The sequence below is a fragment of the Gemmatimonadales bacterium genome (genome assembly GCA_036500345.1).
Taxonomy (GTDB): Bacteria; Gemmatimonadota; Gemmatimonadetes; order Gemmatimonadales; family GWC2-71-9; genus Palsa-1233.
Window position 1 is genome coordinate 14,249 of record DASYCE010000008.1, and the last position, 21,940, is coordinate 36,188.

Below are 21,940 nucleotides of genomic sequence, written 5' to 3' on the forward strand. Positions count from 1 at the left end.
TGACCGGCGATGCATATCAGGTCGCGTGCGCCACGACGGCCGGCGTCGAGGCATGGGAGTGGAGTGTCGAGATCACATGGACGATGAGCGCCACGATCCCCCCGAAGAGCACCTGGACGTCGCCCTTGCCGAGTATCCCCGGATCGCTTGTCTGGATGGTCACATGCAGCGCCGCGGCGATGGCGGTGAACACCGCGCCGCCCACCGTCGAGATGATGGCGTGCAGCGGACTGGTCGTGATCCATGCCTGCGCTTTGACGAACGCTGGCCAGACGGCGCCGACGATCGCGGCGATGATGGCGGGGATGATCAGCGAGACGAGACTGCCGGGGTCGGCGCTGCTGCCGCTCGAGGCCGCGGTGTCGGCCAGCGCGCGGATCCCGTGCGCGATCGGCGCCGCGTGCAGCGGAATGGCGATGAGCACGGCGAGGACGCCGAGCAACAGCGATCGGAGCAACTTCATGACAACTCCTGGTTACGCCGCCGCGTTGAACGGCGGACTGGTGAATGCGGCGCGCACAGCCTCGAGCGAGAGCACCGGGCGCAACGGGTTCGAGCCGGTCGGGTCGATCTTGCGGCCGCGGGGCCACGCCTCGTCGGCGTGGCCGGTGATGCGCCACGGTTCCTTCGCGAGATCCCACGCATGCTGCGCCGCGAGCTGACGGCAGAGCTCCACCACGGACCGGAACTGCAAGAGCTTGGCGGTCTCGCCATCCTTTGCCGCGATCGCGATCCCATAAAACGCCGAGTTGGCGTCCTGATAGCTGAGCCGGGCCGAGTCGCTCGGATGGCACACGCCGGCGTGCCACGCCCGCTGCTCGAGCGGCGCGATCTCGTATGCTTGACCATCGTCCAGGACCAGCACGTTATAGGAGACTTCGCAGCGCGGATCCTTCGTCAACCACTCGAGGGCGCCGGCGTCGGATCCGCTGTCGTCGTAATGCAGCATGATCCCGACCCGCCGCTGACGGAGCGTGTCCCAGCTGTGCGTGACTGGCGCGGTGGGGGCAATGATCACGGAAGGTTCTCCGCAGCCTTGCACCGGCTGAGTAGCCCAAGGTCCTTCAATCGTTGCGCGGGGCGCCCGTCGCAGACCAGCATGAGGACCGCCCGCTTCCATTCGGCGTCGTCCCGATCGTTGGCGGATTTGTTCATTTCATCGATGTGCACGGCGGTCACGGCCGAGTCGATGCGCCAGTTGAGATGATCGGTCTTGATTTCGAGGACCTTGGTGCGATCGCCAGGCGAGATCCAGGTGGCGCCGACGGCCGACGCGGCCTGCAGTCCGCCGAAGAGGAGCGTGACGCACACGCCGAGCGTCAGCGCGTTGCGCTTTCCTCCGAGAGTTGAAACCAGCTCGCCGACCATTTGAGCGGCGCTCACTCAAGCGGTTCCGTCGACGGCCGCGGGATCTTCGGATTGCGCGGGGTTCGCATGGCGGCAAGGTCGCCGCCGGGAGGGAGGGGAAACAATAAACGCCGTCAGCCGCCGACGATCGGAATCCTCCAGTGCGATCCGACGTAGCGCATCAGGTCGCGGATCTGGTCGTCGCGGAGCGCCTGCTGGTAGATGCCGACTTGGCGAATTGCGCAGGGCGTGAACTCGCGGCGGCTCGAACCATCGAAGCCCGACCCGACGAAGAGCCAGGTGTATGAAAACGCCGGCAGCGAGGAGCCCAGGTCGTAGCTCACCGACAGCCCATTATTGAAGAGCGTCACCAATCCCCGACCGTCGATCATCTTCCAGCGGGCCGCGAAGATGGACCAGACGCCAACGCCGCCCGACACCGGGGAGGTGCCGGACGGCGTGCCGCCGGGGAGATCCACACCGTATTCGATGCCGTCCCGTCGAGTCCGCATGCCCGATGGTGTATCCGCCGGCAACTTGGCCACCGAAGGGCCGGAGGTGTCGTTGTGGCTCGGGTCGCCGAGCGAAAGGATCGTCCGCGTCCCGGTCCCGATCGCGGCGCGCGCCACGATGAAGGCGGTGAGCTCCGTCCCGGTGTACGCCGTCATGCCGGTGACGCCCATCCCCATCGCCGAGCCATCGAACTTGACGTACGGCAATCCATCGCCGTCGTCGGAGAAGAACGTCGGCCGCGCGGATCCGGACGCGGTCAGATCGAGCCCGTTGCCGGACTGATCCGCCCACAGCGGGACGGGGTTGTTGTTCGCGAGCCCGATCCCCGCATCCGCCGAATAGAGCTGTGACAGCGCGATCGTCGTTCCCGGACCCTTCACCCCGAATCCCGGCAGGACCGGTGTGTTATCCGTGGCGGTCGTTGAATTGACCACCGGCACGGTGCCGATCGTGCCGCCCGTGCCGGTCAGCGAGGATACGGAGCCGCCGCCGCTCGACTGCGTCGTGAACCGCGGCACCTCCGAGGAGAGCTGCACCTTCGTTTGCGTCGGGTGCAGTTCGTCGGTGTCGACCTGGAGAATGGGGAGGGACTGATCCAGCGTCCCCATGATCGGCCGCAGCCTCCGACCGGGCAGGATGACGTCGTTCGGGTATCGGGCCAGATTCTGCCGGGCGCGATCGATGACGTTGATTGAATAGCTGCTGGCCGCGTCCCGAGTTGCCTGCAGTTCTAGATTGGCCGCGTGAATCAGCCGATTCGGCCCGCAGCCGAAGGTCACATCGATGCTATCGGTGCCGTCGCCGTCGACGAATTCACACCGTTCGATATAGAGAGGAAGACCTGCATTGCCGCCGTTGAATCCGCAGATCCTGACGCCGGCAGTCCACGCACCGAGCGTTTCGGCGGATTCATCGACCGTCAGCGTGAACCATTGATAGTTAGTCAGCGGAACGTCGCTGATCGAGAAGATCTGCCAACTCCATCCGCGCGCCGTCTGAATCCCGAGATAGAGGCTGTACGGGTAGCCGGTCGGAAAGAAGACCCGAACCCTCACCGTCCATACATGATTCCGCACGGCCCACGGCATTGGCCATGTCTGCTGGATTGCGGCATCTGGCTTGCCCTGTGCCGACGCGAGCTGCTTGACGGCGAAGACGCCTGGCGGCTGCTCGATGTTTGTGGTGTTCGTTTCCTGCGTGATCGTGCCGGCGGTTCCCCATCCGACGTCGGCATGAGTCCAGTCATCCGGCAATCCGGCGGTCCAGTTGTCGAACTTGGCGTTCCGGATCCAATTGATCCGGCTCACCGAATCGGTCACGGTGAGATAGTCGGCCGAGGTGAAGACGTTGCCGGGATCAGTCCAGACGACCTTACGCTTTCCGCTGCTATCGCGGGCCAGCCCCACGCGATCGCCGACCGAAAGGCCGGTGGCGCTCGACACCGTCACCGTCTGGGTTGCTGCCACCGATGCCGTGATCGCGTGACAGGTCACACCGTCCGCTTCGACGATGTAGTCGCCGTCGAGCTGGTCGTCGAAGCCGATCGGTACGCCATCAGCCGCATCGTCCCACGATGCGAGCGTGACATCGCTGCCGCTGATCGCGGTAATCACGAACCAGCAGCTCGCCGTGGTGAGGCCGTTGCCATCAGTCGGGAGCAATTGCGTGATGCGGTTGATTTGGCTTTGTCCGACGAGGATCGAGCCCATGTTCTTCGCGAGGCCAGCGGTAATCGGAGTGTCGCTGAACGAATACCGGATGCTCAACGCCCACTGCGTACTACTCTGCCGCTCGAAGAAGAAATACGACAACGGATCGGAGGGACCGATGCGCGACCCGTTGATCGCGTCGACCAGGGCGAGAATCGCCTGCAGCCCGTTGCCGCCGCTCACCGTCCATTGGGGAATCGGCCACGTCGGTTCCACCGTTCCCCGAACCACCCAACTCGGCATCCGCGGCAGGAGATAGGTGTCGATGATCTGGGCGGCGGTGAGGCCGATCGCCGTCGCGGTGAGCAGGACGTCGTCGCCGGCCTCCACGACAATCAGGGACTGGCGCTTGAGTAGTATCCTGGGAGGTGCCGCAGTGAGCGTGATTACACCGCTGGGACGCGTCCGATCCCACGTCAGAATCGGCCACTCCTCGATCGCACCGTTTTCCCGGCGCAGCTGCAGACACTGGGACAGCGGCAACCAGGTCTCGGCATCGAAGGTCGACGGGAGCGTCGCATCGAGGCTGTCGTCGCCGTCCTGACGTTCCGTGGTATTGAGGGCGATCCACCGAGGGATGCCCCGCAACACCGTTCCACCGTCTGCGATGAGCTTGTCGGAGAGATATCCACCAACCGTCAACGCGGGCATTACTCCCAGTCCGCCCGGTTGAAACTGAGATCGAAGGTGCCGCTGTTCGTTTGCACAGTCGGCGCGTCCTCAGGTTTGAAGATCGGATATTCGCCGTACCACGTCGCCATCGGTGAGAGCGAAACGCCTTTGCGGGTCATCCATTCCGAGGCGTCGACAGTGAGGGTGTCGGCGAGGAGAAGCGATCCGACCCATCCGAACGTGGCGATCGTGGCGCCGGCACCGTTCTTCACAGTTACGAATTGATCCGTCGATGCGCCATGGAAGACTCCCTGCCAATCTTCAACCGGAGCGGTGCCGAGCATGATGGCAACGGGTGTTGTGCTGATGCCGGTCTGTGGCGTCGCCGAGACCTGCCGCCACCGCGGGTCGGGGCATTTCAGCGTGAACGTCAACTCGACCTTCGTCATCAGGTCCCGCGCGCCAGTCTTCTTCTCGACGACCTGCGTCACGAGCCCGGAGATCTGTCGGTCGCTGCGGATCGACTGCACAATCGTGATCGTGCGCCGGTAGAACGCGGAGAGCGCGTCGACCTGCGACAGGAGGTCTGTGGGAGAGTCGCCGCGAACGAGTAGACTGAATCCGAGCGACCGAGAGCCGGTCGACGGAAAGCCGAGCACGGTCCCGAGCCCGCTGCCGAGTGCCTGCTCGTCAACCGTGATGGCCGGCAGGTCCAGCCATTGCGGCTTTGCGCTGACGGCCGCCTTGTAGGTCGAGACGTCGGTGCCATTGATCGTCAGTCCGGAGGCCATCAGATCACACTCGGGTTATCGCCGCGGTTGATCGCGGAGCGTTGATTGGCGAAGCCGAACTGGCGATTGAGCGCGTCGAGAAACCCCCGACCTGCGGCGGTTCCCGCGATGTTTCCGAGCGATGCCGGGTCGTCGGACGCGGAGGTCACCGTCACGGTGATCGGTATCGACCCGATCGTGAGCGTGACGGACCCGCTTCCAAGTGCGCCCGGCGATTGCAGTGAGGCCAGCGACGGCGGCAGCAAGGGGCCACCAGACCGGAGACTCTTCGTGTTCGCGACGATCTCCTGCAAGAGTGCGTTCGCGGTTTCAGCCAGCCCGACGAGATCCAGCGTTTCGCCGACATTGCTGGTCACCGTGGCCGACGTGGTGTTTCCGGAAGTCCCGGAGACGCCCTGCGCCGTTGCAGACGCCTGCTGTGCCGCGGTGGCCTGACTCTGCTGCAGCTGCGCGAGTTCCGCCGCCTGAGTCGACTTCAACTGATCGATCGTCGCCTGGTCGAATCCCTGTGCAATCGCGTCAGAGAGTTCCTTCGCCTGGGACTGCTGCAACGCGAGCAGGTCGGCGGCGTCGCCCTGCCCGGTGGCGCGGAGCAACCGCACGGCGAGGGAATCCTGCTCGTCGGCCTGCGCCTGCGCGGCGGCGGCCGCCTTGGTTTGTGCCGCGGCGAGGTCTTCCTGCGCCTGCGTCGCCTTGATCGCGGCGATCGTCGAGGCGTCGAATCCCTTGGCGATGGCGTCCGCTATCTCCTGTGTCTCGTCGATCTGGCGTTGCAAGGCGTCGGCAGCGTCGCCGCTTCCAGCAGCACGGAGCTGGCGGACGATGAGCGATTCGTTCTCGTTGGCCTGGTCGGTGGCCTTCTGAACCGCCGCCGCTTGATCCTCAGCCGCTTGCGTCGCCTTGATCGCCGCGATCGTGACGTCGTCATATCCGGCGGCGAGCGCTTGGTCGATTTCCGCCTGTTCCTGCTGCTGGCGTTGCAATGCGGCCGCGCCCGCTGTGTCACCTGCCGCCGTCAGATTGCGGACGGCGAGGCTGTCGGTCTCCGCTTTCGTCTGGGCCGCCGTGGCTGTCGTGACCTGCGGCAGCAGCCCGAGGAGCGTCTGGATTGTGTTGAGGAAATCGGTTGGATTGAGGCCACCGAAATCGGCAGGGTCGATCTTGCCGTCCTTGAACTGCTGGAAGATCCCCTGCAGGATCGTCGTCGCCTGCGACGCACCCGATACGGTCGAGACGTCGATCCCCTGCAGGGCATTGAAGATCGCCGGCGCACCGACCTTCGGATCGGTCAGCAGCGTCAGGAACGGCGCGAATTGGGCCGATCCGGTCGTGTTGAAGACCTTGAAGCCCGCCTGAAGCTCTGCAAGTTGGTCGGTGAAGTCGTTCGCGAATTGGGCGAACTTTTCCTCCTGTAGTCCCTTCGATATCGCGGTGAGCTCTTCGAGTGTTGGCGCAGTCTTATCGGTCAGCGTAATCCCAAGCTGATTCGCTGCAGCGTCCACATCAGCAATCGACACTCCGACGGCCGCGAGCGCCTGTTTGACAGAATCGGAGCTGCTAGCGAAGACGGGATTTCCGCTGTCATCCAACACCGGGCCGCCGGGCCCCTGAACGGGCTGGGATGATCCCGCGACGATCTGTGGAAGTCTGTTCGCGAGGGCGCCAAATGCCGCGCCGGAGAGCGTCTCGTCGCCGAACTTATTCACCTTGTCTGCGAGCGCAGCCAGCGCGGCTGCGAGGTCCTGCGTATGCTTGACGGCGTCAGCTTCCGCTTGGGCTCGAGCCGAGTCTTCGGCTTTCTGTGCTGCGCTTTCACCGAATATCGATCCGAGAACCGGAACAAGCGCTGCCGCTGCCTCAGCGGCAGCCAACACAACGTCGCCGGTAGATGCGGCGCTGACAACGTTACCTAGCTTGTCGACCGTCTTGATGCTCAACTTTTCAATCGTGTCGGCCAGCGAGCCCGCCTTCTCGGCAAACGTCACGACATTGCCGATATCCGTCGCGAGCCCATCGCTAATCAGTCCGGTAGCTTTCAGCATACCGGCGAGCGCATTTACTCCCGCAAGAACAGCATCAACGAACTGACGTTGACGTTGAATTATCGTCAGCTGCCCATCCGCGATCTTATTTAGAGCGTCCTTCGTCCCTTTCAGCCCGTCGTTGATGCCGGTGGTCGCGATCCCAGCTGCCTTGAGCAGGTCCCCGAGTTTTTGCGCTTTCTCGGTCAGCGTGATCGTCGAGTCATTGAGGATGTCAAACGCCTGCGACGCGAACGGCGTGTCCTTCAGCTTGCCATAGGCATCATTGACGGCCTCGAGATCCTTCGTCGTCTGCGCCGCCGTCGCCTGCATTTCCTTCTGGAAGGACTGCTCGAACGACGACTCGGTTGTCGTGAAATCCGAGGACGCCTTCTTCCAGAAGTCCGCTTGGATCTGGGCAGCTGCCTGAATCGCCGTACCCAGCGCGGGACTCTTCGCGATGAGGCGGTCATACACCGCGTCCAGTTCGGCGGCCGCCTTCGCCGCTGCTGATTCGTTCGGCGCGTTGGCGAGCTTCGCCTGTGCGGCCCCGAGCTGGTTGGTCGGATCGACGAGCTTGAGCAACTTCTGCAGATGGCCGTCGACTTGATCGTTGAGGTTCTGCCACGCGCCCAGCAGCTTGTCATTGATGGCGGCGGATCCATCGGCGGCAAGTTTCAGCAGCGCGGAGAGGTTCGCCTGGATCTCGTCAGCGATTTTCTGGCGAGCTGCTTCGGCCGCCGCATCCGCCTTGGGATCGCCGATGGGCGCCGATTTCGGCGGCGCGACCGACCCGCCCTTGTCTGGCCGGCTCGCGATCGTCTTCGACAGCAGCAGGAGCGCGTTGTTGTAGGCGGTGACCTGCGCCGTCGGCACGTCCTGCCCGAGCGACAGCAGCCCGCGCTCCATCGTCTGCAACGTCGCGGTTGGAAAGCTGCTGATCGAGGTGTTCAGCGCATCGAAGAGTGAGCCGAACCCATTGCGATCGATCTTCCCGAAATTCCCGTCCTGCACGACACCCGCGAGATTCTGGAGATTCGTGAAGATGCGCTGGACGGCGTCGGCTCGTTCCTTCGACCCCAGCTTGTCGAGGATACCGGAGAGATCGCCGATCGTGGTGACCAGCGAGCCGACCTCCACCGAGCGCGCCTGACCGTCAAACGCCGAGAGCGTCTGATCGAGGTCCTTGAGCAGGCCGATCACCGACGGCAGGATCTGGTTGCCCAGCTCGATTAGTTCGGCATTCAGGTTCTGCTTGAGGATGTCCCCGAGCTTGCCCGCGCTCTCCCGGCTCGTCGTTGCAGCGGCTTCGAGTGCGTTCATGTTGTCGGCGCTGCTCTGCGCCGACCCCGCCATATCGTCGAGTGCCTTTTTGCCGGCGTCTCCTTCCTTCGCGAGCTTGTTGATCTCCGCCGCGACCTGTTTGACGTTGAGGCCCTTTTCGATCAGATCGACGATGACGTTCGTCATTTGCCCGAGGCTCAGCCCGGTCGCGTCTGCGGCTGGCCCAGTCTTTTCCAGTATCCCGAACACCTCATCGAGCGGCGCGTGGCCCTTCGCCGAGGCGAAAATGTCGGCCAACGCCTGTGCATCCTGCTCCGCCGTGAGATGAAACTCCTTCCCGACGCGATCGAGGCCGGTCAGGACCGTGGTGAGATCCACACCCGACGCGTCCGCGGCCGTGACACCGGCAGTGAGCAGCGTCTGGATATCGGAGGCTGATTGGACGCCAAGCCTGGCGAGGAGCGTCGCACCCTGGGCGAGGTCGGTCTGGGAGCGCCCGCTTTCCGTCGACAGGTCCCGGATCGTGTCGCGGATCTGGCCGAGCTGGGCAATCGTTTGCGGAGCCGACGCCACCATTCCCTGCAGCGCGTTGTCGACGTCGGCCGCCATCCGGGTCGCATCGGCCGCGATGCCGAGCAGCGCGACCGAGAGACCCGCGAGCGCAACCGTTGGCTTGGACACGATGAAGCTGACGGTCTTATCGATCTCGCGTTCGATGTCCTGAAGCCCGCGTTCCAACTCGGTGGAGTCGGCGCGAAAACTCACGAAGACGTCATCGATCTTGTTGCTCACGCCGCCCCTCCTTCCGCTTCGGCGCGCGCGGCTTGGTCTCGCTGATCGCTGGCGTAGAGTTGCATCCGCAACAGGACCGATTCGAGCGCCCAGTCGCGCATCAGCACGCGCGAGGTCTGACCGAGCAGTTCGGCGGCCTTGGCGAAGAAGGGCGACCAATAGAGCTGCTCCCCGGAGGGGTTCGGATCTGGGGTAATCAGCGGCCGCGCCAGCATGATCCCCTTGTAGTTCACTTCGAGATTCATCGCGAGGATCTGATGCAGCTCGAGCGGCTGCAGCGCCTTGATCGCTTCGGGGATCTCCGGCGGCGGCTGTTCGGGCTCAAACGGCATCCCGACGCCGGGAAATGTCGCGATCCACGCACAGATGACGTGCTGCTCGGCAATCGCGTCGATAATCCGCCGCATGACCTTCGGCGCGAAGTCGGGCCGCTCGAAGAGGGTCTGCACCGTCGGCTGCAACCGGGCGATCGCGAGGTCTCGTCCATGCAGGTGCGCGAGCGTGACGAATGATTTCCGGTAGACCGTCAGGTACTTGGGTTGGCCGCTCCCATCCTGAACCCGCGAGAGCCGGACCAGCGGTGCCTCGCTGAGGGTCTCGATCGCTGCGGCGTCGGCTGCCGTTTTCTGGGGATCGACTGCACTGCCGCCGCTTCCACCGACACTACCGACCGCGTGGACCGCGATCAGGCGCCGGAGATAGACAAACCACCCCGAGGCACCGCGCTCGGGGTTGTTGGCGCCGCCTGGCGCGAAACTGGCGACCTCCGGTGGAAGGGAACCCTTCGAGCGCAGGGATCGCTCGAAGAGTTCGCATTCCGCCTTCAACCGCTGCTGACTGATATTCCGATCGGCCACATGCTTCAGGTGTAGACGGTGAGCTGCATGACCGAGCCCGGAACGATCTTGAACGGTGCGCCGGCGACACCCTTCTTCTGCAGGTTGAGCATCGTGCCGGAGATCTGCTGCGAGCAGCCGCAGAGCAGGATGAGCACCGTCTGACCGGCGAGATTCTTCCCCTGGAGGTAGAGGGCCGCGATCGGCGAAGTCCCCATGCCTTCCGTGGTGAACCGGCCAGCCGCCGCATCGGTCTGCGAGGCGGCCAGGGCATAGGCATGCACCGCCGCCAGCACGTCGACGATCGAGAAGCTGAGGGAGAGCGAGACGTCGCCCGGCTTGTAGCCGATCGTCGCCGAGTTGTTCTCGAGCTCCATCTTGTCGACCGACCCGCCGGCGTCGAGCTTGACCGATCCCTTCAGGATGCCGCCAAGCGTCGCCTGCTTCAGTCGAACCGCAGCGGTGTTGATGGGCTGCGCGCGGTAGAGCGGGGTCACCAGTGTCGTGGTGGCCGGGTTGTTGACCCGGTGCACTTCCATCGAGCCACCGACGTTGAGCTGCAGGAGATCGTCGGCGGCGAGGTTGGTGACCGACGTCAGCGAGACCGTCGTGGCGCCGGCAGAAGCCCCGGCCGACAGCGTCGTGGCCAAGGCGCCGGTCGTGGCCGGGACCAGTACGCCGATATCGTCGACCGAGTCGAGGAGATCGTTCTGCCCGGAAGTCAGCGACGTGTCGGCCGTGATCGCGACGGCGTTGTAGTCGATGCCAGCCGCGGCAGCGGTCCACTTGCAGGGCACCGTGAGCGCGGCGCCGCGCGTGAGCGCCAGCGAGACGCCGGTGTAGTCGGTATCGGCGCCCCAGAGCTCGATAGTGATCGGCGAGCCGTCGACCGTGGTGCCCTGGATGATGATGACCTGATTGACGATGGTACCGATCTCGGTCCCATCGGTCTGCACCGCCCACGGCGCGGAATGCGTCCCGGACCCGGCCACATTCGCCGGCGGGATGCCGAGAGCCGCGGCGAGGGTATGCGCGGTCAGCCCCACCAGCGCCGTCGCGAGTTCGATGTCCGCCGTCCCGAGCAGGCGATCGTAGACGAGGCGGCGATCTTCGACGGTGACATCGGTGCCGTTGTCGGAGACGCTGAAGGTGCCAGCCGAACCGATCCGGCCGAGATCGTACACGGTCATTTCGACGACCGGCTGCGCGTTGTCGTGATTGCGCATCAGCGGCCGCGTCGGCGTGATGACGAGCGAGGCGACGCTCTGGATCGTCACGCGCTCGATGTTCTCGCCTTCACCGATGCGGAAGGTCTTCCCGGCCGTGATGCCGGTGGCCGAGGTGACCGAGAACGTGGTGGCACCCTTCGCGGCCGCGGCGGTGAGCGTGGTCGTGGCCGGGGCCGACGCCTTATCGAGGGCGCGGAAGAGTCCGGAGGGGCGGAGGAAGATCTTGTTTTTCGCGCTGGCGACGGACATGGCCTACTCCGGAGTGATGAGAATGGCCAGCGCCATCGTGCGCTGGACCAGGTAGTCGAACTGCTTGTCCTGTACTTCGACGCGGTCACGCGGCCACGGCATGTCGGTCGGATCGAGTCCGGCGTTCAGGCTATGTGGGGGCGCCTGCAGCGTGGCGTTGGTGATCTGCCGTTCGGCGGCATCGAGCATTCCCGCGGCGGCATCGTCGCCATCGGCTCCAGCGGCGATCGCCGACAGGACGAATCGCACCCGCTTGTCGCCTTCAATGGGGCCGATCTCTTCGCTGGTATCCTCGAGCAGCAGGATCGGCATCGGATCCTCGCCCAACCGGTAGGCTCCCCATGCCATCGCGCAGACCGTTGCCCGACCAACGGCGGTCTGGACGTCGGTCGATCCATTCAGGATCGCGAGGATCGCGGTCGCGGCGGGGCCGGTGCCGTCAGCCATTGAACCCGAGACTCTTTCGGACCACGGTGACGTTCACGCCGGCGAGCTTGCCGCGCACCTTGTTGAGCGCGTTGATCAGGTACGGCCGCGGGCCAGTGAGGCGCCCACCACCGTCATGCAGCGCCGCCCAGCCCTTCCAGCCGCCGACGTCGCCGACCCGGCGTTCGCCATCGGTGATACCAGCCTGAATACCCTGGACGATCGTCCCCACGTCCTGCGACGGTGACGCGCCGACGACCGAGGCCCGGTGCAACGCGCCCGCATCGACGCCTTTCCGCTTGATCACACGCTGCAGCTTGAGTGTGACGCCGGACAACCGCTGTTTCCGGCTCGCGATGAACTTCCGGCTGCCGCCGTGTTGCTGCGCATCGCGGATCTGACCGCCCAGGGCGACTGCCTGCACGGTCAGGTCCCGAATGGTCCGAGCTTTCCGGCTCGGATACTGCTTGCCGGATCCCTCGTACTTGAATTCCTTGCGCACGGCGTTGCGATACATCGACGCCATCGCCTTGACCCCGGCATCCTGCGCGCCGGAGAGGCGTTCGCGGTAGGCGGTCATCCCGCCGGCGATGTCCGAGACCACCTCGACGCCGAACAGGCTCATGGCGTCGTGATCCGCTGGAGTGTGGCCAGCAGCGAGCTGATGCCGTCTTTCTCGCCGTGGACGTTGACCACCTTGAACTGCTGGCCTTCGCGCGATCCGTTGGTAACCGTGATCCGGTCGCGCTCATCGATGTCCGTCCCGGGCGGAAATGACCCGACGAGGTCGTACTCTTCGCTACCGCCGTAGCCGGCGGCGACCAGCGTTTCCGCCGAGTTGTTGAAGAAGCACCGCACGTCACTGCATCCGGCGACTGGCGTCCATGTCTCCGTGGCGACACCGCGGGTCGACTGCCCCGTCACGGTGCGCCGTCCGATCTCGACCGTTGCGACAAGTCCCGCGCAGTCGAGATCGTGAAACACGAACGCCAGATCGCCGGGCAGCATCAGAGGACGTTGACGCCGACGGTCGCGTTCGGACGCAGCGGCACCGTGAGCGGCGCCGACTGCAGGAGCAGGAACCGCACCGACGGATCCTGCTCGAGCCACGACTTCGTGAAGTACGGCACCGAGGCGAGCGAGTCATGGTCCTTGATCGCGCCATGCGCCTGCAGTCCGTCGACGCGACTGGAGGCCAGGATCACGCGTCCGCTCGTCAGGACGCGCTTCTCGGTGTCGTCGGCCGGATCCACGTACCAGCCGGTGTAGGTGTAGAAGGTGTAGCCGCGGGCCTGTCCGACCTTCTGCAGCCCTTCGGCGTCCGAGACGTCCGGCGCGATTGAGGCGTTCACGAGGTTGAACTGGTTGAATTCCGCCTTGAACGTCGTGTCCTGCAGCATCGCGGCCAGCGTTTCGGGATCCACGATCACGTTGCGTGGCACGACGCCGCAGAGCTGCTGGGCGTTGAGCGCCCAGGTCAGCAGATTGGTGAAGATGTCGGCCGCGGACTGGCCCCAGCGCGCAGTGCCGCTGAGCGCTGCGGGCGATGCCGATGCGTCGCGACCGAAATCGACGACGACGGTTTCGTAGCCATCGCCCGAGATCGTCACCTTGCCGGTGCTGAGCGTCTCGAGCGCCATGAGTTCCATGCGCCGGCGGATCATGTTGAGCTGATCCTGGAGTTCCTGCGCCAGAATCAGTTCCATCCGCTCCTGTGCGGTGAGCGAACCGCCGCCCACCTGTTCACCCATGGCGCGCTTGAACGGCCGCGTCGGGTCGAAAACGCGCTTGTCCTTGACGTATGCGGGCTTAAACGTCGCCACCTTCCGCCCGCGGCCCTCGACCACTTTCCCCGGCAGGTACGGGGAAACGAACGGCGCCACCCGACGGCGCGCGTTGTCGATGTCGAAGTGGATCTCCTCGGTGTCATCGGTGACTTGATTGCCGAAGTACGTCTGGAGCAGGGAATTGCCGGGGACCTTGAGGTCCTCGACGATGCCGAGCATGGTGTCGGTACTGAAGAGGTCCGTCATCGATCAAGCCCCCGCGGTCGGAATGAGGTGGATGCCGAGCTTCCGCAGACCCTCGCGGACGCTGTCGGCGGTGTGACCGGTGCCGTAGATCACGGCGCCGTCGTCGAAGATGCCCGTCGCGTACGCGACGCCCGTGGCGTCAGCGGCGCTGGCATCGCAGTCATCGGCGAGGATCAGGTCCGGCACTTCGCTCCCGTCCGTCGCGGCCGCCGCGGACTTGAGGTACTTGTAGACCGCGGCCGAGACCGCCACCGTGAAGGCGTCCCCAGAGATGAAGTCGGCCGATCCATCTGCGATCGTGAAGTTGATCCCGCCCGTGAACGCGACGCCGACCGTCGCGCGGCCGATTTCGATCCCGTTCGGGTTGAAGACGGCGAAGACGCCGGCGTTGGTGCCGGGCTCGACGCAGACGAGGCGGTAGTTCCCGTTCTTGGCCTCGGCGCCTGCGGTGACCGTGCCGACGGTCCCGTTGCCGGTGTTGCCGGCATCGGCCACGGCCGCGCCGACCGTGGCACTCACGGCGGTCTTGCCGAGGAGCGTGCCGCGGAGGAGGCTCTGGCCGGACAGGACGGTGATCGTGCGGGGGACGAGCTGCATGTCACCCGCGATCAGCCGATCCGGCGTGAAAGTGTCCGTGCTGAATTCAGCGGATTCCATGGGTCAGCTCCGTGCGGTGGAAGTGGCGCGTGCGGCATGGAACCGCTGCGCGATGGCGCGACCGTGATCGCGCGCCGAGGGTGCATCGCCCGATTCATCGCCTGGCGACGCCTTGAGTCCGGTTTTGGCGAGTGCCGCTTCGGCACCCTTGAGTCCTTCGAGCTTCCGATTGCGGGTGTCGCGCTCGGCTTCGAGGATGCGCTGCGATGCGATCGCAGCCGTGACGGCCGGATCCTTCTTCGCCTCGGCGATCAGCGCCTCATGGCCCTTCGACGGCAGACCTTCGAGCGCGAGAATGCGCTCGCGCTCGGCCGTCACGGCCGTTGCGACCGCCGCGGACTGCTCGGCTTCGACCGCCGAGCGTCCTTCCGCCCGCCAGGCGGCCACCGCGTCCGGATTGGCCGCGGCGAATTCTTCCTTGGTGATCATGTCTGGCTCCGTGGTGGGTGTCTCTGCGCGATACCCACCTGGGCGCGCGCGGGTGGTGCGCGCCGCGAGTTCCGCGTGCACGCTTTCGTAGCTGCCGAGTCGATCGGCGAGCCCTGCTTTGACGGCATCGGCACCGACGAGGACATCCCCGCCGCCGAAGTTCTGCATGACCTCCTCGGCCGATACACCGCGGTATTCGGCCACCTGCCCGATGAACGACTGTGCCAGCGCATCGACGAGCGCCTGAATCCGCGCCATGCCCTCGGGAGTGGACGGATCCGATGCCTTGCCGGGGCTCTGGCTGGAGACGACGTCGTAGCGCTTGATACCCTTCGACGTTTCCTGTGCGCTGCGATCGGTGAACGTGGTGCGCACGCCAATCGAGCCGAGGATCGCCATCTGTGATGCGACGACGTCCGGAGCGGCCGCGGCGAGGAGGTAGGCGGCCGACGCGCCCATGCCTTCGACGTGCGCCACCACGGGCTTCTTCGCCGACGCCGCGCGGATCTGGGCGGCCGTCTCTTCCATGCCGGTGACTTCTCCGCCGGGGGAGTCGATCGCCAGCAGAATCGCGTGAACCGCGGGGTTATCGACCGCGCTTTGCAGATCCTGCGCGATGTCATCGTACGACGTCATCCCACTCACCTGACTGAAGAGATCGGCCCGTCGAACGAGCGGTCCCTCAATGGGAATCGTCGCCACACCATCGCGCACGGTCGCCGCATGCGTATAGTCGAGCGGCCGGCCGAGCTTGGCCGCGACGGCCTCGAGGTCGTTCTCGCGCTGGACGATGCCGACGATGGTCTGCAACGACTCCGACGTGATCGCCCACGGCGTGTCGAGAATGTGCGCGAGCACCCGCTTGGGAATGCGCTTCGTCACTGATTCTCCGGGGCGGTAACGGGGACGGTTTCGGTATCCCGTGTCGTGACGGTGTTCTGCGGGGCCGGGATGCCGGCGTCGGTGAGCATCCGGCGCTCCTTCTTGACCTGGCCGAAGTCGGACATCCAGCTCCGGCCGTTGAGCGCCATCTTCTCCTCTTCGAGCGTCGTGAGCGTCGACGTCATCCGCTCGGTGGCGGCATTGGCCGCCTTGAGCTCATCCACCTGCGGCATCGTGGGACCGGACCACTGGACGCCGAGCCACGCGGCGCGTCGGAGCGGATCATCGAAGAAGCCCGGTGCCGAGAGGTATTCGCGGGCGACCGCTTCGGTGATGAGCCACTCCCAGATCGGGGCGTACCAAAGGCGTACGAAGCGCGCGCGGCGGACGAGATAGACGCGCCACGCCTCGAGGAGCGCTGCGCGGCTCGCCGAATAGCTCGAGGAGAAGTGCTTGATCAGCACTTCGTACGGGATCTCGAGCGCAATGCCGATTTGACGCACCATCGCGAGCCAGAACGGGTCGAACTGGGCGTTCGGACGCGACGGATTGGCGATCGTGATGTCTTCGCCGTCGTCCAATGACGCGATCGCCCCTTCGCCGAGCTTGAGATCGGGCGCTTTGGTCCGGGGATTGTCTGCGCGGCCCTGCGTCGCGATCGCGTCGGCACTGAAGAACGGGGTCGGGCTGTCGGGATCTCCGACCGCTTTCCGCTTGACGAAGACCGTGAAGAAGGCGCTGATCACCGCGGCCGTGAGCTCGGCGTTCGAATAGTTCCCGAGTTTGCGCAGCGGTTCGATGACCGGTGCGAAGGCGGTTACGCCGCGGAGCAGGCCCGGACGCCGACTGCGCATAATCAGCGTCGCCTGCAACTCGCCGTCGGGGCCCCGCTTTGGGATGTAGCTCCACGACTCGGCGGCATACGGACGTTGGAGCCGGTCCTCGGGGTAGATGCTGCAGACCCAGTAGCCGAGCGGCTCGCCGGTCGCCACATCGAACTTCACGCCGCCCATGGTGTCCGGAAGGATCTCAAACTGTGGATTGCAGATCCGATCCGCCTCGATCAGCTGCACCGCCAGGCCGAAGAGTCGCCCTGGTGCATCGACGTAGCGCCGGACGGCCAGGATGTCGCCGTTGACGAACTCGCCCCAGAACGCCTGCTCGCTCATCTCGTCGATCGAGCCCTGCGCGGCGTAATCGATGCAGCAATTGCCGGCGTGGGCTCGCCAGAGCCGGAGCGCGTTGGCTTCCCACTCGTCGGCCGCCTCGTCGGTCAATCCGAGCAGATCCGAGTCGATGTTCGGCGCGGGCAGGAGACCGGGACCGATCACGGCGGTGATCGTTGAGTCCGCTGCGCCCTTCGCGAGCGGTTCGTTGCGCTCGAGGTCGCGCGCGCGGGCCCGTAGACCGCCGCGGCCCGGCAGATCGCCGAGCGTGTCGCTGTTCGGGCTCAACGCGCGCGGGGTGAAGTCCATCGTTTGCCGGCGGTCCAGCCGAGCACCGATGTATTGGCCCGCGAATCCGTTGAAGAGCCGCGCGTTCATGCGCCGCGCCGCCCAGGCCGGCGACACGAACTCGATGACGCGCTCGAGCGCGTTCGGCTGCGGCGCGCCCGATCGGACGATCGAGACGCCGCTCATCCTGGCCTCGCATAACTGATCCCGATGCCGGCGCGGGCCGCCGTGGCGGCGCGCGCCGTGAACTCCTGATCCATTGCGAAGAGATCGCGGAGCATCGCGCGGGTGTACGTCAATCCGTTGTAGGTGTAGCTCTGCGCGCCCGCCTGGATGGCTTCAATCGCGGCCTTCACGCCCCAGCGCTCGGCCAGCGCGTAGAGTTTCGGCAGATCCGTGGGCGCGTAGACGATGCCTTCGACCGTCGCGGACGAATACCCGCCGGCGAGATCGGTGATGGCTCGCTGCAGCCCGTTCAGGCGTGCGGCGAAAACGAGAATGGGAGCGCCACGCATGTCGCGACATTTACGTGCCGCAATGCGCGGGAAACAATAAACGCGCTACACCACGCTGATCCCGGGCGAGATCATGCGGCGGCCGGACCGGGGCGCACCGGCGCCGCCGTCGCTCGGTGTGAAGGGCGACGACAATTCCGCCGCGAGCGCCTCCATGCCGGTCGTCACGGTCTTCGCGCCGACCGTGAAATGGGCCGCGAGCGCGTAGACCGCGAGGTCGAGGTAGTGGTTCGGGCCGAGCACGTTCCAGAACCGGTGCAGCTTGCCGCGGCGCACCTCTTCCGTCAGTCGCTCGCTCTTCGACAGCTGCTCGAGCAGCTCGATCGTGAACCAATCGGCCTCGGGGACGTGAATGAGGCCCGGTTTCCGCGTTTCGCCCTGGTCGAGCTCGATGGTGAGCCGGTTGAGGATGTCGAATTTCGCTTGCCAGGTGCCGACGCGGTACGTGGTGATCTTCGCGTGCTTGTGGAAGGTCGGTTTGCCGAGAATCGGCGCGTTTTCGTCGCCGGAGCCCATGATGCCGAACGTCCGCTCGTCCGCGCGCGCCTGATTGCGCACCCAGTTGTCGACGTCCGTCGTGTGGTGGCCGAGCCGGTCGATGAAACAGACGATCGGCCGCAGCAGCCGTCCCGATCGATGGCGGTAGGTGCGTTGCCGCCACTCATTCAGCCGGCGCCAGGGCACCGGCGTGCCCGGATCCCCTTCGAGGTACTCGTAATCGATCGGCCAGGTCTCGCGCTCGTGGCCGAACCCGAAGACCGCGCCCTCGAGCCGGTCGTCCTGCGTATCGACCGCCCGCACGAGGAACGACACGCCATCGGGAACCTCCGCCTCGTACCGCTCGGCCCGCCCGAACAGAATGTTCGTCGCCACCCAGTCCGCTGATTCCTTGTACGGCTCGCAGAGCACGGTGTTAATGAACTGTTTCCGCTTCAGCGGCTTGTCTTTGACCTCGTACCACTCCTTCACGATCGACGCCCAGCGCGCGCCGGGCACCATCCCGACGAGCGCGTTCATCCAGAAGCCCAGCGCCTCGGTTTCGGCCGGATTCTCCGCGACGAACTGACCGCCGGCGTTCATCTGCCGCTTGAACTCCTCGCCAAAGGGCCGGAGGCAGTGCTCGCAGATATAGTGCGCGGTCTCCGGCATCCCGTCGGTCCATTTCAGACCCCACGCCACGTCGCGCGATCCGAATTTCAGGATCTGCAGCTCGCCGCAGAGCGGGCAGGGCAGATGCAGGCGCGAGCGGTTGGTGGTGGCGAATTCCTCCATGATCGGGGAGTCGTCTTCGTTGGTGGGCGTGCCGAAGGCTGCCAGGTGCCGGTAGTGGAACCGTTTCATCCGGGTGGCGAGCTGGCGCAGCGGCGTGCCCTGGCGCCCGGCGTCGCGCGGGACCTGGTCGAGCTCGTCGACGCGGATGACCGCGACCGGCCGCGCCTGCAAATCGGCCGACTGCGTCATCCCGACGATGCCGAGATAGCCGCCGGGGTACGCCTTCCGCGCGATCGTGTTCATCTTGTCGCGGGTTTCGTCGGACACCAGCCCGCGGAGAACCGGGATGTCGCGGAACATCGGGTCGACGCGGTCCTTCGACCAGGTGCGGACGTCCTTCGAGTCGCGCGGCACGCCCCAGAGGATCGGCGAGGGTCGCAGATGGATCCGGGCGCCGAGATCCGCCTTCATGATCGTTGTCTTGCCGCCGACCTGGGCGGGAAGCACGCCGACGACGCGGTGCACACGGAGATCGCCCATCGCCCGCATGATCGGCGCGTGCCACGGCGTGAGATCGGGATCGTACGGTGCGAGCTGCCCGTCGTTCTCCTCGGGCGACATCATCAGGTGCTCGCGGGCCCATGCCGCGACATCCAGCGGTGAGATCGCCGCGAACGCGCCGCGACGTTCTTCGCGCTCGAGCTTGTCCCAGCGCGCGAGCTCGTCCTCGTCGATCACCTCGCCGGCGATCGCGAGCGTCACGCGGCGACCTGCTCGGGCGCATCCGGCAGCTCCAGCTGCCCCGCGTCCTCACCGCGCAGCATGGCGAGCTGGCGATTGATGATCGCCTCGAGTCGCTCGTCCAGGAGCACCGGGTCGGTGACGCCGAGCAAGCGGTCGCCGTACTGGGTCAACGTGCGGATCGCGCCGGCCGCCTGGACCGCGAGCGTCCGGTAGCGACGTCGCGCCTCCGTCTCGGTCACCAGCTGGCGCTTCTTCTCCTGCAGCTCGAGCTCGAGGATCTGGTTCTCGAGCTCGAGCTGCCGTTCCTTGCCGGCTGACTGGCGCCGCGGCCCGAACTTCTTCGCCTCGGCCGCGGCTTTGTGCTCGCGATGCCACTGCTCGGCATCGGGCCAAGCCTTTGGCATCCCGGCCTTGAGCAGATTCGCGACCTGGCGTTCTCCCACGCCGAGCTTCTTCGCCAGGACGGCGATCGTGGGCGGCTTGGGCTTCGAACTGGCTGGCAACCGCTGACGTGGTGACGGCTTGCGCCGTTTACCCACATCGCACCTGCACTGTCAATGCTACCACCCGCTGTGTGCAAATCCCCGACAGGTTCGGCGCTCCCGTTGAGACCGCACCCTGCCGGGAGGACCCGGCGACTCGGCGATCGATCCGAATCCACTGCGACCGGTCGGGAAAATCACGCAGCATCGGCGAGCCACGATGCGCCACAGTGAGCGCAGGGATGCGTTGGCGTGACCTGACCGCAGTCGGCGCAGCGATACCACACGGGATCACCTGCAGTGGCCACCTTGGTGGCATACAGCATGGCCCGACGGATGCCGTAGCCGCTGAGGAAACCGATGCCGAACGTTTCGCACACGGCCTCGAGTCCATCGAGCGGTACGTTCACGATCGCAGTCGCGACGCAGCCGAGGCATGGACGGGCCGCATCAGACTTGCCACCGTACCGGTTGCCGCGCGATCCCTGACGCCGGTCGCCGGGCTTCAGCCCCATCGCGCGCCCGAGCTGCAGGATGGCGCGCATTCGGAGCGATGCGATCCGGGCGATATCGCGAGCGGCGAAGCCGTCGTTGCGCATCGAGATTGCCACGGCGATACGATCGCCGCGCCGCATAGTGATGTCAGCGCGCAGGATCTTCTCGATCTCCGTATGTGAGCAGCTCATGGGCTGCCGGTGCGCCGTCGCGGCGCAATTCGTTGCATCATTCGCTCCCCCGAGAGAGCGCTTCGACACCGCTATCCAGTCGAACGCTGGATCGTCTGTCGAGCGATATTGACCGGCAGCCGCCGCGAGACAGAGCCGGGACGATCTATGCAGTACGCTTGCGCCGTTTTCCCGTGCGCCGCGGGTGCACCTTCGCCACGCACGCCGTACATACCGCCCGTCGTTTCTTCCAGAATCCCCGGTCCCATCCGCATCCGCCGGGGCACGCGTGGTACCAGTCGCACCGGCAGATCTCGCAGATCGCCGTGAACGCATCGAGCGCGATCACGCGATCGCTCCTGCCGGAACTGATGCTTCGGCTTCTTTCGCTCGACGTTCTGAGAGAATCGCGGCGTAGGCGGTTGGGTGCTGGTCGGCGAATGGTGGCCGGTGGTCGATGACGTACGTACCCCGCGTCTCCGTCGACTTCAGCCAGCCCATCTGAATCCAGCGCCGTTGATCTACACGGAAAGCGCGCATCGTCTGCCGCGTGATCTTCCCGGCCACTTCCAACTCAGCGAGGACGCGCAACGCGCCAGTTTTCCACTGCGTCAGCGTGATCGGGGACGGCGATCCGGCGACTGAATCGGTGGCGAATTCAGGAACCGTGCAGCGCGTCTCCGGACACCAGTCGACCCACGGCAGGCCATAGGGGTTGTGCGGAGTGAGGTCGGGACCGAACTGTTCGTAGTGCCGTGACCAGTCGGTTCTTCCAGCGAAGACGACGAGGCCGCAGTGCCTGGCGAGGCCGATGAAGGCGCCACGTTCCTCGGGGACCAGCACCGCGCGAAACTCCGGGCCATGCTGACTGTGCCAGTCGGACGGCACCGCCTGCATGATGACTTCGGCGTTCAATCGGAGCTTCGCCTGTATCCCGAGCTGGACGCCATCGGGGTAGACGACGAGCAGGTCCCACCCGTCGCACTCGGCGTAACACTTCAGGTCGGGACGACGGGCGGCAACCCAAGCGGTGAATGCCGCGCAGAGCTCGGCTTCGG

The 21,940-nt window shown here is 65.6% G+C and carries 21 protein-coding genes; 1 reads left to right on the top strand and 20 read right to left on the bottom strand.

The annotated features are described in order from the left end of the window. Positions 1-16: 16 nt before the first annotated feature. From VGM20_04315 to VGM20_04340, 6 genes are all read right to left on the bottom strand, one after another. Positions 17-463 (bottom strand): hypothetical protein, encoded by a 447-nt coding sequence (locus tag VGM20_04315; GenBank protein ID HEY4100085.1) that lies wholly within the window; start codon positions 461-463, stop codon positions 17-19. Positions 464-475: 12 nt separating this feature from the next. After that, a complete protein-coding gene (locus tag VGM20_04320; protein ID HEY4100086.1) occupies positions 476-1,018 on the bottom strand; it encodes an N-acetylmuramoyl-L-alanine amidase in 543 nt (180 codons plus the stop codon). Continuing rightward, a complete protein-coding gene (locus tag VGM20_04325; GenBank protein ID HEY4100087.1) occupies positions 1,015-1,383 on the bottom strand; it encodes a hypothetical protein in 369 nt (122 codons plus the stop codon). The genes VGM20_04320 and VGM20_04325 overlap by 4 nt, the downstream gene beginning before the upstream one ends. Before the next feature lie 98 nt (positions 1,384-1,481). Further along, a complete protein-coding gene (locus VGM20_04330; GenBank protein HEY4100088.1) occupies positions 1,482-4,220 on the bottom strand; it encodes a hypothetical protein in 2,739 nt (912 codons plus the stop codon). Continuing rightward, entirely contained in the window at positions 4,220-4,972 is a 753-nt protein-coding gene (locus tag VGM20_04335) for a hypothetical protein (GenBank protein ID HEY4100089.1), read from the bottom strand. The genes VGM20_04330 and VGM20_04335 overlap by 1 nt, the downstream gene beginning before the upstream one ends. Beyond that, entirely contained in the window at positions 4,972-8,829 is a 3,858-nt protein-coding gene (locus VGM20_04340; protein ID HEY4100090.1) for a phage tail tape measure protein, read from the bottom strand. The genes VGM20_04335 and VGM20_04340 overlap by 1 nt, the downstream gene beginning before the upstream one ends. On the opposite strand from VGM20_04340, the gene VGM20_04345 reads away from it, so the two are divergent. Beyond that, positions 8,716-9,114: a hypothetical protein gene (locus VGM20_04345; protein ID HEY4100091.1), complete on the top strand. Its 399-nt coding sequence runs from the start codon at positions 8,716-8,718 to the stop codon at positions 9,112-9,114. The two genes, VGM20_04340 and VGM20_04345, sit on opposite strands and share 114 nt — an antisense overlap. Here VGM20_04345 and VGM20_04350 read toward each other — a convergent pair. The 14 genes from VGM20_04350 to VGM20_04415 form a co-directional block, all read right to left on the bottom strand. Further along, positions 9,066-9,926, bottom strand: a complete 861-nt coding sequence (locus tag VGM20_04350; GenBank protein HEY4100092.1) for a hypothetical protein — start codon at positions 9,924-9,926, stop codon at positions 9,066-9,068. The two genes, VGM20_04345 and VGM20_04350, sit on opposite strands and share 49 nt — an antisense overlap. A gap of 5 nt (positions 9,927-9,931) precedes the next feature. Next, the gene (locus VGM20_04355) at positions 9,932-11,383 is read right to left on the bottom strand and encodes a hypothetical protein (GenBank protein ID HEY4100093.1); all 1,452 of its coding nucleotides are present in this window, start codon (positions 11,381-11,383) and stop codon (positions 9,932-9,934) included. Between the two features lie 3 nt (positions 11,384-11,386). After that, positions 11,387-11,830: a hypothetical protein gene (locus VGM20_04360; GenBank protein HEY4100094.1), complete on the bottom strand. Its 444-nt coding sequence runs from the start codon at positions 11,828-11,830 to the stop codon at positions 11,387-11,389. Next, entirely contained in the window at positions 11,823-12,434 is a 612-nt protein-coding gene (locus tag VGM20_04365; protein ID HEY4100095.1) for a hypothetical protein, read from the bottom strand. Before VGM20_04365 ends, VGM20_04360 begins: the two co-directional genes overlap by 8 nt. After that, entirely contained in the window at positions 12,431-12,817 is a 387-nt protein-coding gene (locus VGM20_04370; protein HEY4100096.1) for a hypothetical protein, read from the bottom strand. The genes VGM20_04365 and VGM20_04370 overlap by 4 nt, the downstream gene beginning before the upstream one ends. Then, the gene (locus VGM20_04375; GenBank protein ID HEY4100097.1) at positions 12,817-13,842 is read right to left on the bottom strand and encodes a major capsid protein; all 1,026 of its coding nucleotides are present in this window, start codon (positions 13,840-13,842) and stop codon (positions 12,817-12,819) included. The genes VGM20_04370 and VGM20_04375 overlap by 1 nt, the downstream gene beginning before the upstream one ends. Before the next feature lie 3 nt (positions 13,843-13,845). Beyond that, a complete protein-coding gene (locus tag VGM20_04380) occupies positions 13,846-14,499 on the bottom strand; it encodes a head decoration protein (protein HEY4100098.1) in 654 nt (217 codons plus the stop codon). Positions 14,500-14,502: 3 nt separating this feature from the next. After that, positions 14,503-15,810 (bottom strand): S49 family peptidase, encoded by a 1,308-nt coding sequence (locus VGM20_04385; GenBank protein HEY4100099.1) that lies wholly within the window; start codon positions 15,808-15,810, stop codon positions 14,503-14,505. Continuing rightward, a complete protein-coding gene (locus VGM20_04390) occupies positions 15,807-17,450 on the bottom strand; it encodes a phage portal protein (protein HEY4100100.1) in 1,644 nt (547 codons plus the stop codon). Before VGM20_04390 ends, VGM20_04385 begins: the two co-directional genes overlap by 4 nt. Next, on the bottom strand, positions 17,447-17,779 hold the full coding sequence (locus VGM20_04395) for a hypothetical protein (protein ID HEY4100101.1): 333 nt from the start codon (positions 17,777-17,779) through the stop codon (positions 17,447-17,449). Before VGM20_04395 ends, VGM20_04390 begins: the two co-directional genes overlap by 4 nt. 45 nt (positions 17,780-17,824) lie before the next feature. Continuing rightward, on the bottom strand, positions 17,825-19,753 hold the full coding sequence (locus tag VGM20_04400) for a terminase gpA endonuclease subunit (protein HEY4100102.1): 1,929 nt from the start codon (positions 19,751-19,753) through the stop codon (positions 17,825-17,827). Next, positions 19,750-20,238, bottom strand: a complete 489-nt coding sequence (locus VGM20_04405) for a hypothetical protein (GenBank protein HEY4100103.1) — start codon at positions 20,236-20,238, stop codon at positions 19,750-19,752. The genes VGM20_04400 and VGM20_04405 overlap by 4 nt, the downstream gene beginning before the upstream one ends. A 176-nt stretch (positions 20,239-20,414) precedes the next feature. Then, the gene (locus VGM20_04410; protein ID HEY4100104.1) at positions 20,415-20,903 is read right to left on the bottom strand and encodes a hypothetical protein; all 489 of its coding nucleotides are present in this window, start codon (positions 20,901-20,903) and stop codon (positions 20,415-20,417) included. A gap of 324 nt (positions 20,904-21,227) precedes the next feature. Next, positions 21,228-21,797, bottom strand: a complete 570-nt coding sequence (locus VGM20_04415) for a hypothetical protein (GenBank protein ID HEY4100105.1) — start codon at positions 21,795-21,797, stop codon at positions 21,228-21,230. Positions 21,798-21,940 lie beyond the last annotated feature (143 nt).

Excerpts from the sequence above, each read along its gene's own strand:
- VGM20_04355 (HEY4100093.1), bottom strand. The coding sequence starts at position 11,383 with ATGTCCGTCGCCAGCGCGAAAAACAAGATCTTCCTCCGCCCCTCCGGA.
- VGM20_04365 (HEY4100095.1), bottom strand. The coding sequence starts at position 12,434 with ATGAGCCTGTTCGGCGTCGAGGTGGTCTCGGACATCGCCGGCGGGATG.
- VGM20_04360 (HEY4100094.1), bottom strand. The coding sequence starts at position 11,830 with ATGGCTGACGGCACCGGCCCCGCCGCGACCGCGATCCTCGCGATCCTG.
- VGM20_04315 (HEY4100085.1), bottom strand. The coding sequence starts at position 463 with ATGAAGTTGCTCCGATCGCTGTTGCTCGGCGTCCTCGCCGTGCTCATC.
- VGM20_04380 (HEY4100098.1), bottom strand. The coding sequence starts at position 14,499 with ATGGAATCCGCTGAATTCAGCACGGACACTTTCACGCCGGATCGGCTG.
- VGM20_04335 (HEY4100089.1), bottom strand. The coding sequence starts at position 4,972 with ATGGCCTCCGGACTGACGATCAATGGCACCGACGTCTCGACCTACAAG.
- VGM20_04390 (HEY4100100.1), bottom strand. The coding sequence starts at position 17,450 with ATGAGCGGCGTCTCGATCGTCCGATCGGGCGCGCCGCAGCCGAACGCG.
- VGM20_04395 (HEY4100101.1), bottom strand. The coding sequence starts at position 17,779 with ATGCGTGGCGCTCCCATTCTCGTTTTCGCCGCACGCCTGAACGGGCTG.
- VGM20_04375 (HEY4100097.1), bottom strand. The coding sequence starts at position 13,842 with ATGACGGACCTCTTCAGTACCGACACCATGCTCGGCATCGTCGAGGAC.
- VGM20_04410 (HEY4100104.1), bottom strand. The coding sequence starts at position 20,903 with ATGAGCTGCTCACATACGGAGATCGAGAAGATCCTGCGCGCTGACATC.
- VGM20_04330 (HEY4100088.1), bottom strand. The coding sequence starts at position 4,220 with ATGCCCGCGTTGACGGTTGGTGGATATCTCTCCGACAAGCTCATCGCA.
- VGM20_04370 (HEY4100096.1), bottom strand. The coding sequence starts at position 12,817 with ATGCTGCCCGGCGATCTGGCGTTCGTGTTTCACGATCTCGACTGCGCG.